This window comes from Paenibacillus sp. 05T425 (genome assembly GCF_056396205.1).
Genome location: NZ_JBFTLA010000002.1, coordinates 300,580 through 316,398 on the forward strand (window position 1 = coordinate 300,580; position 15,819 = coordinate 316,398).

Below are 15,819 nucleotides of genomic sequence, written 5' to 3' on the forward strand. Positions count from 1 at the left end.
GCGCGGGAAGCGCGGCTTGGATAAGCTAAAGCAAAGAAGGTGACAACAGCTATGATTCGCTCCTATTTTGAGAAGAGGCCTCATCTCGTATATATTATGCCGGCTATGGTTATCCTCGGCGCGCTAACGTTTCTGCCTACGATCTTCCTGTATGTGCTGAGCGTTACGGATTACGAGCTGGGCTATTCCTCCTTCAACTTCGTCGGCTTGGATAACTTCATCCGGTTGTTCTCGGGACAAGACGCCGAGTTCTGGTATTCGGTGTCCATTAGTATCKGGTTCATGATCATTACGACGGTTATCGAGCTGCTGCTCGGATTCTGGCTGGCCGTGCTGCTCGACCGAGAGTTCAAGCTCAAATTTCTAGTCTTCGCCTGCATGATCGTGCCGATCGCGATGACGCCCAGCATTACGGGGCAAGTATGGAAGCTGATGATGAATGCGGAGTACGGCGTTCTGAACTACTTCCTGCAGTTTGTCGGGGGCAAGGTGATCTGGCTGTCCGGCGAAAATGCATTCTGGTCGACGGTGCTCGTCGACGTTTGGCAGAACACGCCGTTCGTGGCGCTTATTATTTACGCAGGTATTCGTTCGCTGCCTTCCGATCCGTACGAAGCGGCTGCGATCGACGGCGCCAACAACCTGCAAATTTTCCGTAACATTACGATGCCGCTGTTGTGGCCAATGATTTTGCTCGCGGTTATTTTCCGCGCGATCGATTCGCTTAAGACGTTCGACATCCCGTACTCCCTCACGCAGGGCGGACCGGGCAGCTCGACAGAGTTCTTAAGCCTTCATGTCTACAGGCTTGGATTTGCCGGAACGGGCTGGATCGGGCGATCGGCCGCCGTATCCGTCGTGCTTCTCATTCTGACTACGGTCATCAGCATGGTGCTCATCAAGATGTACCGGAAAGGGGTTGAAAACAAGGGATGAATCCGCTTGGAAACAAAAAACTCGGCCTCTCTACCGCCGCCATATTGGCAATCGTCTGTATCGTCTGTGTGTTTCCGCTCTTTTGGATGCTTATTATCAGCTTGAAAACAAAAACGCAAACGTACGACCCTAGTATTTGGTTTTTCTCACCGACCTTCGAAAATTACAAGCAAATCTTTGAAAATAGGCATGCGCTCGATTATTTGAAAAACAGTGCGATCGTAGTCGTTCTTACGACCTTGTTCTCGATCTTCATCGGCGGGATGGCCGCATACGGCTTCGCCAGGTTCGAATTCAAGAAAAAGGAGAACCGCGCGTTCTGGGTGCTCAGCCTGCGGATGCTGCCTCCGATGGCATCGGTTATTCCGATCTTCGTTATGGCGAGCATGCTGCGCATTCTGGACACGCATTTCGTGCTTATCATCTGTTATATGCTCTTCAATATTCCGTTTACGATCTGGATGATGCGGAGCTTCTTCGAGGAAATTCCCGTCGCGCTCGAGGAGGCGGCATTCGTGGACGGCGCATCGCGGTTCCAGGTTTTCATGAAGGTTATTCTGCCACTCGCCACGCCGGGACTGATCGCCACCGCGATCTTCTGCATCATCAATTCGTGGAATGAATTCGTATTCGCGTTATTCCTGACGAGCTCGGATGCAAGCACGCTGCCGACGACCGTCACGCTGTTCCTGTCCGTAAGCGGCGTCGTGTGGGGCGAAATGTCGGCGATCGGCATTGTGACGATCTTACCGGTGCTCCTGTTCGCCATGGTTGTCCAGAAGTACATGATTCGCGGCTTAACCTTCGGCGGTGTGAAGTAAATGAACGAGATCGTTTTATTAATTTCTATTACTAACTAGAAAAGGCGATGACAATGATGACAACGATCAAAATGGGTATTGTAGGCGCAGGTACTTGGGGCGAGACGCATGCCTTTATTTATAACGATCATCCGCAAGCGGAAGTGACTGCTATATGCGATATGAACGCAGAGCGCGCCAAAGCGCTTGCCGCGAAGTTCAACATCCCGGAGTCGAACGTCTTTACGAGCCATAACGACATGCTGGGCAGCGGCCTTGTCGACGCAGTCGCAATCGTGACGCCTGACTTCGCCCATACGCGGATCGCGGTGGACTGCGCGAACGCGGGCAAACATTTCATTATCGAGAAGCCGCTTACGACAAGCCGCGAAGAAGCGCTTGAGATCATGGAAGCCGTGGAGAAAAACAATGTGCGCATGATGGTGGACCTGCACAGCAGGTGGAGTCCGCTGTTCGCGATTCCGAAGCAATCGATATTGGACGGCGATATCGGCGATCCATACAGCGCGTATTACCGTTTGAACGATATTAAATGGGTAGCGACCGATCTATTGCCATGGGCGGCGAAATCATCGATCCTCTGGTTCCTTGGCTATCATAGCGTAGATGTGCTGCGTTGGTTATTCGATGACGAAGTGGAGCGTGTATACTCGGTATCCCGCGAAGGCGTCCTGAAGGACGAAGGCGTTGATACGGTTGACGTATACCAGACGATACTTGAATTCCGCGGAGGCGGCATCGCCACGATGGAGAATGGCTGGATTACGCCGAACTCGAACCCGAACGTGAACGATATGAAGCTGAACATTACCGGCACGAAGGGCATGTTCAATATCGATCCGACGCACAGTCAAATGCTGGAGCGCTTCACGGAGACGAAGGCCGACCGTCCGGATCTGCTCGTCCGCCACTTTATCCACGGCAAGCCGAAGGGCTTCGCCTACGAAAGCATTCGCCATTTCGTCGATCAGTTGATTACGGGGGAGCCGTTCCTCGTAACGAAGGAAGATGCTTATAACACGACGATGGTCATTCTTGCGATTATGGAATCCGCGAAAACAAGAACGCCGGTTAAGGTTGTTTATTAGAAGGAATAGAAGGAGCTCTGTCTCTCGCTTATTGCGGGCGGCAGAGCTTTTTTTTGTTGAGGTGTGCTGCCCTTCTTTCGTTTAAATTGCGTTTAAATGGGTACGGTACAGTACGAAGAGAGATAGAGAAACAAGGAATAGAGGAGTGGTATGATGAATACTCAAAAAGGAAGTCTTAAGCGATTCATTCGCCTGTTAATGGATACGAACCCGCCCAAAGCGCTATTGTCTATCGCAGTCGTGCTTAGCGTGATGAATACGCTCGTCAGCTTGACGATCCCGTTGTTTACGAAAAACCTGGTGAACGGGTTCTCGTTCGGCTCCTTGAGTACGGGACAAATGCTGGCGCTGGCGGCGGCATTCATCGGGCAAGTCGTATTCGGCGGTATATCGGTGTACTTGCTGCATTATGGAGGCAACAAAATCGTTGCTGCTATCCGCGAACGGTTATGGGGCAAGCTGCTGCGGCTGCCTGTTCCGTATTACGACAGCAAGTCTTCTGGCGATACGGTCAGCCGTCTGACGAATGACACAGGCATCCTCAAAGGGCTTATTACGGAGCATGTGACCGGATTTTTTACCGGCATATTATCGATTATCGGGTCACTTGCTATATTGTTCTATATGAATTGGCAGATGACGCTCGTCATGTTAGTTGTATTTCCGGTAGCAGCACTCATTATCATGCCGATCGGACGTCAAATGTATAAGGTGTCGAAGGAAACGCAGGCGGAGAACGCGAGCTTCACCTCGGTGGTGAACCGCGTCGTCTCGGAGATCCGTCTCGTGAAGGCTTCGGGATCCGAGCCGGCTGAATACGAGCATGGACGCAAAGGCATTCACAATCTGTTTGGTTTGGGGCTTAAGGAAGCAAAAATGCAGGCGCTTATTTCGCCTATCATTACGTTTATTATCTTAATGCTGCTGGTCGGCCTGATCGGCTTCGGAGGCGTGCAAGTATCATCGGGCAAAATGACGGCAGGAGAGCTTGTCGCGTTCATTATGTATTTGTTCCAGATCATGCTGCCGATCACGCAGATTTCACAATTTTTCACGCAATTCCAGAAGGCGATGGGGGCGACGGAGAGCATTATCGGCATTCTCGAATCCGAGGAGGAAGAACAGAACAAAGGGCAGATGCTGTCCGCTATGGATAAGTCGCTGCAAGTGGAGGGCGTCTCGTTCGCCTACAAGCCCGAAGAGCCGATTCTGCGCGATATCAGCATGACCATTGAGGCGGGCAAGGTGACGGCGATCGTCGGTCCGAGCGGCAGCGGCAAGACGACGCTGTTCTCGCTGCTGGAGCGGTTCTACAAGCCGTCGTCGGGCACCATTCGGCTCGGAGGCCAAGATATCTCTGGCGCATCGCTCCGCTTCTGGCGTCAGCAAATCGGTTATGTATCGCAGGAGAGCCCGATTATCGCGGGAACGATCAAGGATAATTTGTGCTACGGTCTCGAGCGTGAGGTTGATCAGCAGGAATTGGAACATGCCGCGAGAATGGCTTATGCGGATGGATTCATAAGCGATTTGCCAGACGGTTACGCGACGGAGGTTGGAGAGCGGGGCATTAAGCTCTCGGGCGGTCAACGCCAGCGCATTGCGATCGCCCGCGCCTTGCTGCGGGATCCGCAAATCTTAATGCTGGACGAGGCGACGTCGAATCTCGACAGCAAGTCGGAGGAGGTCGTGCAGCAAGCGCTGAAAAACCTGATGGCCGGCCGGACGACCGTTGTCATTGCGCACCGGCTGTCTACGGTCGTTGATGCCGACTCCATCGTTTTTCTGGAGAAAGGCGAGATTACGGGTGTCGGTTCTCATGAGCAATTGTACCGCACTCATCGTCTGTACAAGGAATTCGCGGACGGTCAGTTGCGAATGAACAAATCCGCTTAAGCACTCTTGGGGAAGAAGCGGCAGAGGAGAGAAGGACGAATGAGCTATATATTGGTCGTGGATGATGACCCTCATATTAGAGAGCTTGTCAGCGTTATTTTGCGGAAGGAAGGCTATAGCGTACAGGAAGCGTCGGATGGCCGGGAGGCGCTCGCAACGATGGAGAAAGCTGCCGCCGATATGGTTGTGCTCGACGTCATGATGCCGAACATGGACGGCTGGGAATTGTGTAAGGAGCTGCGTGACGCTTATGATATACCGTTGCTTATGCTGACGGCCAAGGGAGAAATGGGCGACAAGGTGCGAGGATTCAACATTGGAACGGACGACTACCTTGTGAAGCCGTTCGATCCGGCGGAGCTCGCCGTTCGCGTCCGGGCGCTGCTCAAGCGCTATCGGATTGCGCTGTCCCAGCAGGTGACGGCCGGCGAGCTTCAATTGGATCGACATAGCTTCGCGGCTGCGGTGAACGGCGAGCCGGTGACGCTGCCGCCGAAGGAATTCGAGCTGTTGTTCATGCTGATCAGCAATATGGGGCGGACGCTGCCGCGGGGGCAGCTCATCGAAGCGATCTGGGGTTACGACTTCGAAGGCAATGAACGCACGCTCGATGTGCATGTGAACCGGCTTCGCGAACGATTCGCGGGTTGGGAAGTATCGGTGAAGATCAGCACGATTCGCGGGCTCGGCTACCGGCTGGAGGTGCAACGATGAAGCGCAAGCTGTCGAAGCTGCAGATCACGTTGCGAAGGACGGGTGCGGTCTCCGTTCTGCTCGTATTTTGCGGCAGCATGTTCTCGCTCGCGTATATGCTCTCTCGATGGTTTTATCGAACACATCATGTATCATGGTCCGACTACATCCTCCAACTAATCAATTGGGGGCTTGGTCTTCTATTTATTGTCGTCATGTGGATGATTATCGGAATACTGGTGCTTCCGAAGCAACGCAAAGTGTGGAACGAGATGTTGGATGCGCTGCGCCGAATCGCTAAAGGCGACTTCAATGTCGTTGTCGACGAGGAAGGGAGATATGACGGGCAGATCGGCCACATTGCTCAATCCATTAACGAGATGACGCAGGAGCTAAAGCAGGTGGATCGGCTTAGGCAGGAGTTCATCTCCAACGTGTCGCATGAAATTCAGTCGCCGTTAACGTCGATCAGAGGGTTCGCGAGCACGCTGCAACGCGCGGATTTGACGGTAGAGGAGAGAATGCACTATTCGGCGATTATCGAGAAGGAGACGACGAGGCTGTCTAAGCTTAGCGACAACCTACTCAAGCTTACCTCCCTGGAAGCCGACGAACAGCATCTTGAGCTCCGGTCGTTCAGGCTGGATACCCAGCTGGAGACGATCGTGCTCGCGTGCGAGCCGCAATGGTTGGAGAAAGAGTTAGAGCTCGACTTGGCGCTTGCCGAGGCTGAGATCGTAGCTAATGAGGAGCTGTTAAGCCAGGTGTGGGTGAATCTCATTCATAACGCAATCAAGTTTACTCCCGTCCGCGGCAGCATCAAGCTGACGCTTGCGCAGACACAAGAGCACACAATCGTATGCATTGCGGATACAGGAATAGGCATGACGGATGAAGATCGGAAGCGGGTGTTCGAGAGGTTCTACAAGGGTGACAAGCAGCGGACGAGAACGACTGAAGGCAGCGGGCTTGGGTTATCCATCGTGCAGAAGATTGTCGACCTGCATCAAGGCAGCATAACAGTGGAGAGCCGCTTGAACGAGGGCTCGATCTTCGAAGTCAGACTGCCGCGCAAAGCGGAGTAGGGCCAATATAGGAATCGCTGGAGCTTCATCCGCGCGGATGAAGCTTCTTTGTCGTGAGAGTATCCTTGAAAAATTAAAAAAATGAATAAAAATTTGTCGAATGATGCCTGTGATCTTACTCGTCATCCGATATAAAAGGTATGGTATAAGTGTGACAAGCATGCGGGTACAAGCCCGGTACAGGAGCGATGACGAGATGGAAGAGAAAAAGAGGGTCAATTTTTGGAAACGAAACGTATCACTGAAATGGAAGCTGCCGATTTACATTTCATTGCTGGTGGCGGTAGTTTTCGCTGGCACAGCGACGATGATTTATCAGAGCAATTCGGAACTGCTGTTCAAAGAAAGCAAAGAGTCTTTGTTAACCAGTGGAACGCTGATCGGCGAGAACCTATGGTCTTCTGTATTGTCGGAGAGACAGAGCGTTGCATTGGCTGCAGATCACAATACATTCAAGTCGTTGTTGACGCTCAGAAACGCTGGACAGATGACGGACGATCAATTTTTCTCACCGAGCAACGAGTTGTTGACGCAATCCAACGGTATATTAAAATCGGGTCTCGAAAAAACGAAGGGCTTTCAATCTTTTCAACTTATAGATGCGAATGGGATTATAGTGGCGTCGTCTTCCGAGAGCGATGTCGGAGGCGATCGGACGGATCGGGAATATTTTCAGGAGACGATAAAAGGCAAACCTTTTATTAGCGATGCAATCATTTCCAAAAGCACGGGCAAACTGATCATTCCTTTTACGGAACCAATCATAAGCCAAGAAGGATTTGTAATAGGCGTGTTCAACGGAACGATTGACGCATCGTTTTTTGTTGAAAAGCTGGAGCGCGTGCAGACGGAGGGAAGCCTATCTATATTAAGCCGCTCGGGCATCGTGATATACGACAATGTGAATCCGGATAGCGTGGGTCAGAAATTGAACTCGCCGGGTCTTGACGAATGGTTGAAAGAAAGAGCCGCGGGATCCCCCATTCAAGGCAACGCAGAAAGCGGGAACGGTATCGTTAGCTTCACGAAAATTCCTGATGCGGACTTCGTTATCACATTGACAGAATCCTATGAACATATTAACGAGCCTGTCAGAGAAATGATGACAGAGTTGATTGTCGTGACCTTGGCGGCCATTCTTCTCGCTATTGCGGTGGGCATCTTTATTTCTCGCAGCATGACGAGACCGCTTATTAATCTGTCTAAGTTGTTCAAGCAAATGGCAGCCGGCGATTTGACGGTAAGGGATGACGCGAAATATAAGAGCGAATTCAAGGATCTTGCGGACAGCTTTAATATGATGGTTCTTAACAGCAAGGAATTGATAGGCAGCATGAACCAGTCCATCGGGATTATGAAGGTAAGCACCAATGAGCTGGATACTTCTGCGAAGCAAACGTCCGTTTCGATTACGGAAACAACAACAACGAGCGTAGAGATCGCAAGGGCAATGGAAACGCAATCGAAAGACACCGAGCAGATCGTAGACAAATTCCACGGCTTCGGAGAAAGTTTCGTTTCGTTGCGAGAGAAAACGGATTTGATTAAAGGGGAAGCCGAGAAAATCGTAGGCATTTTCCATCAAAGCCGCGAAGTTATTGAGAACCTGATTCGAGTAAAAGAGCAAAACGAGCATGAGGTTCAAAAAATTTCGGAAATCACAGCTAAGCTGCAGCACAGCTCCACCAACATTAGCCAAATTACGGGGGCGATCAAGGATATTGCGGGCCAAACGAACTTGCTTGCTTTGAACGCCTCTATTGAAGCGGCCAGAGCGGGCGAGCATGGGCGGGGCTTCTCCGTGGTCGCGTCGGAAATTCGTAAGCTAGCCGAGCAAAGCACGAAGCAGTCTCAGGAAATCAACGAGATTATCGGGCAGAACCTTGGCTTCGTTCAAGAAAACAATGCCAGCGTATTGGAAATTCGAAATGTTTCCGCTCTGCAAGAGCAATATGTAGAAGAAACGAAGGACGCTTTCCAAGCCATCTTCGAAAACGTGTCGCATATCGCGGATGAAATCCATGAAATGTCCAGCCGCGTCGTGGAAATGGAACGCGACAAGGACGACGTCATGGAGTCAGCTCAGAGCTTGTCGGCAACGGGAGAAGAAGTATCGGCTTCTGTAGAAGAGGTCACGGCAACGATGCAGGAGCAATCCGCAATGGCCCAGCAGCTTGCCGGCATGGTTGAAACGATCGACTCCCTTACCAAAGATCTGGCGGAGGCTGCATCGAAATTCAAGGTTAATTAGGCAGGAGTGAGGCGGGGTGAGCTCTACGTTCTATAGTACGTTCATGACTATTGTTGCGGGAGTTGTACTGATTGGACTCGTCTCGATCGTCTACAGAAGCTGGCGCAACGGCATATCGCCGATGCCCTCTTCGGCGCAGGCCCGCAGAGCCGTGTCTACGGTGATCGGCCGAATGAACGGACCGGTGAGAGTCATTGAAGCGGGATCCGGATGGGGACATCTTGCTCTGCATATCGCAGAGAGGTGCAAGGAGTGCACGGTGGAAGGGGTCGAGAATGCTTCCCTTCCGTTATGGACTTCGAAGCTGGCCAGATTTGCATTATGGCGGAGCAACGTCATCTTCCGCAGAGGAGATATCTACAAGGAAGCGTACGAGCAAGCTGATGTCATCGTCTGCTACCTCTACCCCGGTGCTATGAAGCGGTTAAGCGGAATTTTCAAAGAGAAGGCTAAGCCGGGAGCGCGTATTATTAGCGTATGTTTTGCTTTGCCGGATTGGCAACCTAACGGGGTTATCGTATGCAGCGATGTTTACCGCACACCCGTATACCTTTACGATGTACCTAATCGAATACCCGAGTAGAGTGGAATAGAGGCTGTCCCACAAGTCATTGTATATGGCTAGGGCGGCCTCTTTGCGTTTTCTGAGTTTGTTATTTATGTGATATTTTGATGACGAGCAACATGTCGGAAGGCCGTTATCGGACATAAACCTAACATAAAAATGCCGTTTTGGGTACACTGAACAAACAAATTTCACAAATTTGGCTACTTTGAATATTGTTTCAGGCAAATTCCGATGCTAATATGTTACTTAACTTAACACATAATCATTAATCGATCTGATTAAATAGATGCCGATAACGATTAGCGCAAAGGAGAGGGACGTATGGCGGGAACAGCGGAGAAGCAACTGGTAGCCTTCGAGCATGTGAGCAAAATGTTTAGTACCGGAACGTTAGCGCTCAACGACATTCATTTTACGATTCAAGAGGGAGAGTTCGTCAGCTTTCTAGGGCCATCAGGCTGCGGCAAGTCGACGGCACTCCGGATGGTAGCGGGTCTGGTGGAGCCAACGACGGGCCAGGTGACGGTGAATGGCAAATCGCCTAAGCAGCTCGTTCGCGAATCGAATGACATCGCCTTCGTATTCCAGGATGCTAATCTGCTCCCATGGCGCACTGTGCTGGACAATGTTGTACTGCCGATGGAGCTTCGGGGCGGTAGCCGCAAGGAGCACAAGGAAACGGCGCTTCATGTGCTGGAGATGGTCGGCTTGAAGGATCATATCAAGGCTCACCCGAGGCAGTTGTCGGGCGGCATGAAGATGCGCGTGTCGATTGCCAGGGCACTGGCTGCAAAGCCGAAGCTTCTGCTGATGGACGAACCGTTCGCTGCGCTCGACGAGATAACGCGTCAGTCGCTCCAAATGGAGCTGCTCGATATTTGGCAGAAAGAGAAGATGACCGTGCTGTTCGTTACGCACAATGTCTATGAAGCGGTATTCCTATCCTCCAAGATCGTCGTCATGTCGGCCCGTCCGGGAAGAGTGTCGTCCATCATCGATGTAGACCTTCCTTATCCGCGCGAGCTTGGAATGAGAACGACACCGAAGTTTTCCGAATATGTGGACTTGGCATCGAGCCATCTGGAGCATGGGGCAGACCGAAGGGAGCTGGGATAATGTCGATCTCAAGTGTCGAAACGGCTGGCAAGGCCATTGTTCCTGTGGGGGAGATGGTAAAGAAGAATCAGGGCTGGCACCGCTTCAAGCACTATTATCTCGGCCCGATTATCGCATTCATCGTGTTCATTACGTTATGGGAGATTATCCCGTCGATGCTGGGGCTGAAGCATTTCATCTTCCCTAAGCCATCGGATGTGTATAAAGCTGCTATAGAGGACTGGAGTATTCTGACTGCGGCTATTCAAATTACGGTTGTCGAATCTCTAATCGGATTTGCGGTTAGCGCGGTCATAGGCATCCTATTATCCGTACTGCTCGCCAGCTCCAAGATTATGGAACGAAGCATTTACCCGTATGCGATTATTTTGCAGACGATTCCCGTTGTCGCGGTCGCGCCGATTGTCGTCATCTGGTTCGGAGCGGGGTACAAATCCATTGTCGTCATTTCGTTCTTGATCGGCTTCTTCCCTATCATCTCTAACACGCTTATGGGTCTGAACTCGGTAGACAAGAACATGGATGAGCTATTCACGCTATACAACGCTTCCAAGTGGAAGAAAATGCTGAAGCTGCGCATTCCGGCTGCAATGCCTTACATTATGGCTGGTCTAAAAATCTCCTGTACGCTGTCGATCGTAGGCGCCATTGTTGGTGAATACGTCGCGGGTATTGGCGGAGGGAAGGGCGGTCTCGGTTATGCGATCACGGTCGCTGCCATTCAAGTGAAGACGCCATTTCTATTCGCATGCGGTATTGCTGCCGCCATTCTAGGTATTGGGTTTTATCTAATAGTCAGCATTTTTGCCAAGTGGGTATTGGGATCATGGCATGAGTCGGCTATGAAGGTTGAAAAATAAATAGATATAGGCGGAGGAGAGAGAACATGCAACATTTCAAAAAGGGTAAAGTACTTATTTTGTGTCTATTGGTGGCGGTATTCGTAGCGGCTTGCGGCGGCGGAGGCAACAACAACGAACCGACGAACGCTCCTGCGGCAACGGACGGAGCAACAAACGGAGCAGCTACGGATGCACCGGCTGCAACAGATGTACCTGTGGAGAAAGTGAAGCTTGTCCTCAACTGGTTCCCGAAAGCACAGCATGGCGGCGTATATGCGGCGCAAGAGAAAGGTATCTTCAAGGACAACGCGCTTGACGTTACGATCGAACCGGGCGGCCCGCAAGTATCGGCGATTCAGATCGTCGCTTCCGGAGCAGCGGAGTTCGGTCTTGTGCATGCCGACCAAATGGTTATCGCTAGAAACCAAGGCATCGAGCTGGTAGGCGTAGCAGCGGCGCTGCAAGGCAGCCCGCAAGCGCTTATGTTCCATGAGAATGCGGACATCCAGTCGTTCGATGACCTCGCAGGCCGCTCGGTCTACATTCAGCCTGGTATTACATACTGGGATTTCCTCAAGAGCAAGTTTGACTTGAGCAAAGCGAAGGAAGTTGCTTATAACGGCCAGCATGTGAACTTCATCGCCGATAAAGAATCGGTAAGCCAAGCGTTCGTCACTTCCGAGCCGTATTTCCTTGAGAAGGAAGGCGTGAAGACGAAGACGATTCTTATCTCCGAAGCGGGTTATGACCCGTACAACATCGTATTGTTCGTAACGAAAGACTATTTGGAGAAAAACAAAGAGACGGTTGCGCGTTTCGTCAAAGCGTTCTCCGAGGGCTGGATGTCCTATAAGGATTCCGCTACGGAAATCAACGAAGTCATTCATGCGGCGAACCCGAACATCGAGCTTGACGCGCTGAACTTCGAAGGCGAAGCGCAAACGAGCTTCGTATACGGCGGCGACGCTGCCGAGCACGGCTTCGGCTATATGTCCGAAGAGCGTTGGACGACACTGATCACGCAGCTCGCGGATCTCGGCTTGCTGAAAGAGAAGTTCGATGCGAAAGAAATCTTTACGACAGAGTTCTTGCCAGCGAAGTAAGAGGCAGAGCTATAGAAGACCGGTTCGCGTATGCGACCGGTCTTCTTGTTGTTTCTATGAGGAAATTACAAAATAATAGATGAAATTGTGGAAAGCTCCTGTATAATTAACAAAAAATACTAGAATAGAATAGGTGGATGTAGATTGCAGAACTATATAAAGCGAAGCTCGTATTTGCTGTTGCTGCTCGTAACCATGGTATTGTTATCGAGCTGTGTATCCAATGCTAGTCTGATTACGATACATATGATCGAGGACGATATGGAGGATGGTCTGTCCTTGTACGGTCGATTCGAGGATGGTACCGTCACTAAGGCGGTATACAGCGAGGATGGAATAAAACCGGGTTATGACGATTACATTATCAACAACCCTAACGAAAAATGGGTTGTTGGGGGTTATGTAACGGATGGAGTGATGAGCTGGGTTCCAGGGAATACCAATGATATCAGCATTAATGATTTCATCACTCAGACCAACAGCATTGGTGAGTCGAAGCCCGATCAAGCTGCCGCATACGCAGTCATTGAAACTTATTCGCAAGTAGGAGACATTCCCGCTATAGATCTAAATTTGGGAGTGTCCGTTCATTCCGAAGACGGACAGTTGCTAACGCAAGGAAGTACAGAAGTGTTTGCAACATCGACTAATTCTGATATTAATCTTTATGGTCAAGCGACAATATCGGTTGGTAATGTGCCGGTTCGAGGAGTTTCATTGGGAACTTCCGAAGGCTACGTCAATTTTACAGGCATATCAACTGATGTCATTAACGGTCCTCCTACATCATTCTTAAAGTTGAAAAACGGCAACAAAAACCTTCCTTTCTCCTTCGAGGCAAAAGCAGTTAAGAAACAGACACTGAGAAAAGGGGGAGCGAGCAAAGTATTCTCGCCTGCCGATCTAGCAACGGAGCGTGAAGGGAACGCGCTGACGCTTCTTGCCGCACCGGTGTCCAGTAACACAGACGCAGCTACCGCAGATATAGTGGACGGCAACCTGGTAATCCAACCTGGCACGCGAACAGGCAACGCTGTTATAACTGTCCAAGTAGATAATGGAGGTCCCTACACGCTCCCGGTCGACATTACGGTACAGGTTGTGAATCCTTCCGTGCCGGATAGCCCTAATACGGTGAATGGCCTTGTAGGCGGTACGCAGTCAGCGGATAGCGTGACGCTTAGCTTCCCTGCCGGCGTTGCTGATGGAAAGTTCAAGGTAGACATTGTGAAAATTACGGATCATTCAAGTTTGCCGGTAGAAGGAAGAACTGTTCTTGTAGGCTCAGCTTACTCAATTACGAAAGATACAACAGGCGGCTTCGATAAGGCGGTTACGATCACGATGAGTATCGATCCGGTATTGCTGGATACCGATTCGTACAGCTATGCAATCTATTGGTTTGACGAGGTGACTCAGAAATGGGTAAAGCTAGACCGTGTAACGGTTGATCGGGCAAACGGGCAAGTGACGGGTCAAACTGACCATTTTACGACATTCGCCGTATTAGGGACAGAGCTGGATAAGCCGGAGGTGATTGTTCCGGTGACATTGACTGATATTGCTGGCCACTGGGCAGAGAAGAGCATCGTCCAGTTAGTGGGCTTGGGCGTGCTTTCCGGTTATCCAGACGGCAGCTTCCAGCCTGAGGAAGAGATTACGCGAGCGGAATTTACCACAGCTCTTGTTAATGCGCTGAAGCTTCCTGTGACAGGCGACAGAGTGTTTGCTGACACGAGCGGACATTGGGCGCAGAAGCAGATCGCTATTGCGGCAGAGAATGGCATTGTTGGCGGCTACGAAGGTAATCTGTTCAAGCCGGATGCGTCGGTTACTCGTGAGGAAATAGCAGTAATGGTTGCTCGCGCAGTAGATCTGAAGCGCGGAGATAATGCTTTGCTTCCTAAGGATGCTGCTGCTATTTCTCCTTGGGCTGTAGACAGTGTTGCAGCGCTGATGGAGAAAGGTGTCATCAGCGGCTACCTGGATGGCAACTTCGATCCGAAAAGATTAGCGACGCGTGCAGAAGCGGCTGCAATTATTGTGAATACGTTAAATAAATTATTGTAATTATAGAACAAGGTTTAGGCCCTAACATCGCTATACAGCAGCGGTATTAGGGCCTTTTTTTCTACAAATAAAATTCACTTGTATCAATATTGGTCGTACAAATTAACTGGAATTTCTCCCGTTATTGCGGCGCTCCACGTTCATTTTGATCAAATTGATGGAATTACTCCCGCTAATGTACCCTATTCTCGGTTTGATGTGTATTACTGGTGAAATGAACTGGAGGAATTCCTGTTATTCTATATTCTTAGGGTCATGCTCAATAATTAACAGGAGAAAATCCCTTTATTTCATAAGCGAACTTGGACGTCCCGCGGGTTGAACACCGGCAATGACGTTCAAGTTATCAAGCTCGCGGTTGCTGCGCCCGGCGTAACAATAGAACCCTTCGGATTGACAGAGAATCGCATAACGCAGAATACGGATTTTGTTCATAAAAGGGAAGCCCCCAGGCTGATCTACATAATCAACAGATAATACGCGCTTGCCTGCGTCTGCTATTTGGCGGATATAAGCTAAGCGGTAATCAGTCTCGTCCTGTTCTTGCCGCTTCGTCTCGTTGAACCATAGGTCTTCGATGCCGATGCCGTCGATTGCGGACATATATTGACCGTCCTCATCGTACTTAATGATTCCCTCCCCGTTCTGGGGGAAAATCTGAAACGATTCGTTTTTGCCTCTAGCATACTCGGCAATTCGTTGTACGAAGGCGATCATGCGACTCGCTGATTCTTCTTCATCGATAGGATCGCCTTCCCTCTTCTCTTCGAGCCCTTCGCCATAGCTCTCAGCATCGCCCCAATAATAATAGGCGTCAACAATGTCCATATATAAGCCGTCGAATCCGGCTTCGATAATAGCGTCAAGACGGGGGCGGATGATGTTGTTCCACCAAGCCTCATCCCAATAGCGAACTTTGACGCTCTCCGGCCAATTCGGATTGGCTACTGTGCCCATCCACGCCGGGGCTTCCTTCTCGATGCGGAGTGCGCCGTCACGGAATTGTCCCCACTCGTTCTGCCAATAGGTACGGAAGTAGGACGCCTCGCCGATGCTTAAGTAAGCGAGCGGTGAGACGCCGGCCGTCTTAAGCGCCTCAATACGTTCTTTGCTGTAGCTCGTCTCATCTGTCCCGTCCTCGGTCGGGTCGATGACAGCAAGGGAATAGTCGCTGTCGGCCGCTTGCTCCGGCACAAAATTTTGCAACTGATACAGCCACGTCTGGCGCTCTTCAGCTCGTTCTTCGTAACGCCCCTCCAATGACTTGGAGTTAAGGAGTAAATATAGGAATACGGATGCTGTGCCCAGGACGACCACGGTGAGACCAATTAGCCAATAGCGCATAGTCGT

General features: G+C 50.7%; 13 protein-coding genes. 12 read left to right on the forward strand and 1 reads right to left on the reverse strand.

What is annotated here, in order from left to right; genetic code table 11:
* The first annotated feature begins 51 nt into the window (after window positions 1-51).
* From AC1DF0_RS05160 to AC1DF0_RS05215, 12 genes are all read left to right on the forward strand, one after another.
* Window positions 52-936, forward strand: coding sequence for a carbohydrate ABC transporter permease (locus tag AC1DF0_RS05160; RefSeq protein WP_477573265.1), 885 nt, complete (start codon window positions 52-54; stop codon window positions 934-936).
* A complete protein-coding gene (locus AC1DF0_RS05165) occupies window positions 933-1,757 on the forward strand; it encodes a carbohydrate ABC transporter permease (protein ID WP_442051986.1) in 825 nt (274 codons plus the stop codon). The genes AC1DF0_RS05160 and AC1DF0_RS05165 overlap by 4 nt, the downstream gene beginning before the upstream one ends.
* Window positions 1,758-1,810: 53 nt before the next feature.
* Entirely contained in the window at window positions 1,811-2,845 is a 1,035-nt protein-coding gene (locus tag AC1DF0_RS05170; RefSeq protein ID WP_477573266.1) for a Gfo/Idh/MocA family protein, read from the forward strand.
* A gap of 150 nt (window positions 2,846-2,995) precedes the next feature.
* On the forward strand, window positions 2,996-4,741 hold the full coding sequence (locus tag AC1DF0_RS05175) for an ABC transporter ATP-binding protein (RefSeq protein WP_477573267.1): 1,746 nt from the start codon (window positions 2,996-2,998) through the stop codon (window positions 4,739-4,741).
* A gap of 39 nt (window positions 4,742-4,780) precedes the next feature.
* Complete coding sequence (locus AC1DF0_RS05180) at window positions 4,781-5,455, forward strand: response regulator transcription factor (protein ID WP_477573268.1); 675 nt, start codon at window positions 4,781-4,783, stop codon at window positions 5,453-5,455.
* Window positions 5,452-6,519 (forward strand): sensor histidine kinase, encoded by a 1,068-nt coding sequence (locus AC1DF0_RS05185; protein ID WP_477573269.1) that lies wholly within the window; start codon window positions 5,452-5,454, stop codon window positions 6,517-6,519. Before AC1DF0_RS05180 ends, AC1DF0_RS05185 begins: the two co-directional genes overlap by 4 nt.
* A 196-nt stretch (window positions 6,520-6,715) precedes the next feature.
* Entirely contained in the window at window positions 6,716-8,770 is a 2,055-nt protein-coding gene (locus AC1DF0_RS05190; protein ID WP_442051991.1) for a methyl-accepting chemotaxis protein, read from the forward strand.
* Between the two features lie 16 nt (window positions 8,771-8,786).
* Window positions 8,787-9,353 (forward strand): class I SAM-dependent methyltransferase, encoded by a 567-nt coding sequence (locus AC1DF0_RS05195; RefSeq protein ID WP_477573270.1) that lies wholly within the window; start codon window positions 8,787-8,789, stop codon window positions 9,351-9,353.
* Between the two features lie 306 nt (window positions 9,354-9,659).
* Complete coding sequence (locus tag AC1DF0_RS05200; protein WP_477573271.1) at window positions 9,660-10,454, forward strand: ABC transporter ATP-binding protein; 795 nt, start codon at window positions 9,660-9,662, stop codon at window positions 10,452-10,454.
* Window positions 10,454-11,314 (forward strand): ABC transporter permease subunit, encoded by an 861-nt coding sequence (locus AC1DF0_RS05205; RefSeq protein WP_475822798.1) that lies wholly within the window; start codon window positions 10,454-10,456, stop codon window positions 11,312-11,314. The genes AC1DF0_RS05200 and AC1DF0_RS05205 overlap by 1 nt, the downstream gene beginning before the upstream one ends.
* Before the next feature lie 26 nt (window positions 11,315-11,340).
* The gene (locus AC1DF0_RS05210) at window positions 11,341-12,399 is read left to right on the forward strand and encodes an ABC transporter substrate-binding protein (RefSeq protein WP_477573272.1); all 1,059 of its coding nucleotides are present in this window, start codon (window positions 11,341-11,343) and stop codon (window positions 12,397-12,399) included.
* Between the two features lie 144 nt (window positions 12,400-12,543).
* The gene (locus AC1DF0_RS05215; RefSeq protein ID WP_477573273.1) at window positions 12,544-14,469 is read left to right on the forward strand and encodes an S-layer homology domain-containing protein; all 1,926 of its coding nucleotides are present in this window, start codon (window positions 12,544-12,546) and stop codon (window positions 14,467-14,469) included.
* 285 nt (window positions 14,470-14,754) lie between these two features.
* Here AC1DF0_RS05215 and AC1DF0_RS05220 read toward each other — a convergent pair whose 3' ends face one another.
* Window positions 14,755-15,813: an MJ1477/TM1410 family putative glycoside hydrolase gene (locus AC1DF0_RS05220; RefSeq protein ID WP_442049336.1), complete on the reverse strand. Its 1,059-nt coding sequence runs from the start codon at window positions 15,811-15,813 to the stop codon at window positions 14,755-14,757.
* Window positions 15,814-15,819 lie beyond the last annotated feature (6 nt).

Coding starts and splice junctions, on each gene's coding strand:
- AC1DF0_RS05165 (WP_442051986.1), top strand. CDS start 933: ATGAATCCGCTTGGAAACAAAAAACTCGGCCTCTCTACCGCCGCCATA.
- AC1DF0_RS05170 (WP_477573266.1), top strand. CDS start 1,811: ATGATGACAACGATCAAAATGGGTATTGTAGGCGCAGGTACTTGGGGC.
- AC1DF0_RS05175 (WP_477573267.1), top strand. CDS start 2,996: ATGATGAATACTCAAAAAGGAAGTCTTAAGCGATTCATTCGCCTGTTA.
- AC1DF0_RS05180 (WP_477573268.1), top strand. CDS start 4,781: ATGAGCTATATATTGGTCGTGGATGATGACCCTCATATTAGAGAGCTT.
- AC1DF0_RS05185 (WP_477573269.1), top strand. CDS start 5,452: ATGAAGCGCAAGCTGTCGAAGCTGCAGATCACGTTGCGAAGGACGGGT.
- AC1DF0_RS05190 (WP_442051991.1), top strand. CDS start 6,716: ATGGAAGAGAAAAAGAGGGTCAATTTTTGGAAACGAAACGTATCACTG.
- AC1DF0_RS05200 (WP_477573271.1), top strand. CDS start 9,660: ATGGCGGGAACAGCGGAGAAGCAACTGGTAGCCTTCGAGCATGTGAGC.
- AC1DF0_RS05205 (WP_475822798.1), top strand. CDS start 10,454: ATGTCGATCTCAAGTGTCGAAACGGCTGGCAAGGCCATTGTTCCTGTG.
- AC1DF0_RS05210 (WP_477573272.1), top strand. CDS start 11,341: ATGCAACATTTCAAAAAGGGTAAAGTACTTATTTTGTGTCTATTGGTG.
- AC1DF0_RS05220 (WP_442049336.1), bottom strand. CDS start 15,813: ATGCGCTATTGGCTAATTGGTCTCACCGTGGTCGTCCTGGGCACAGCA.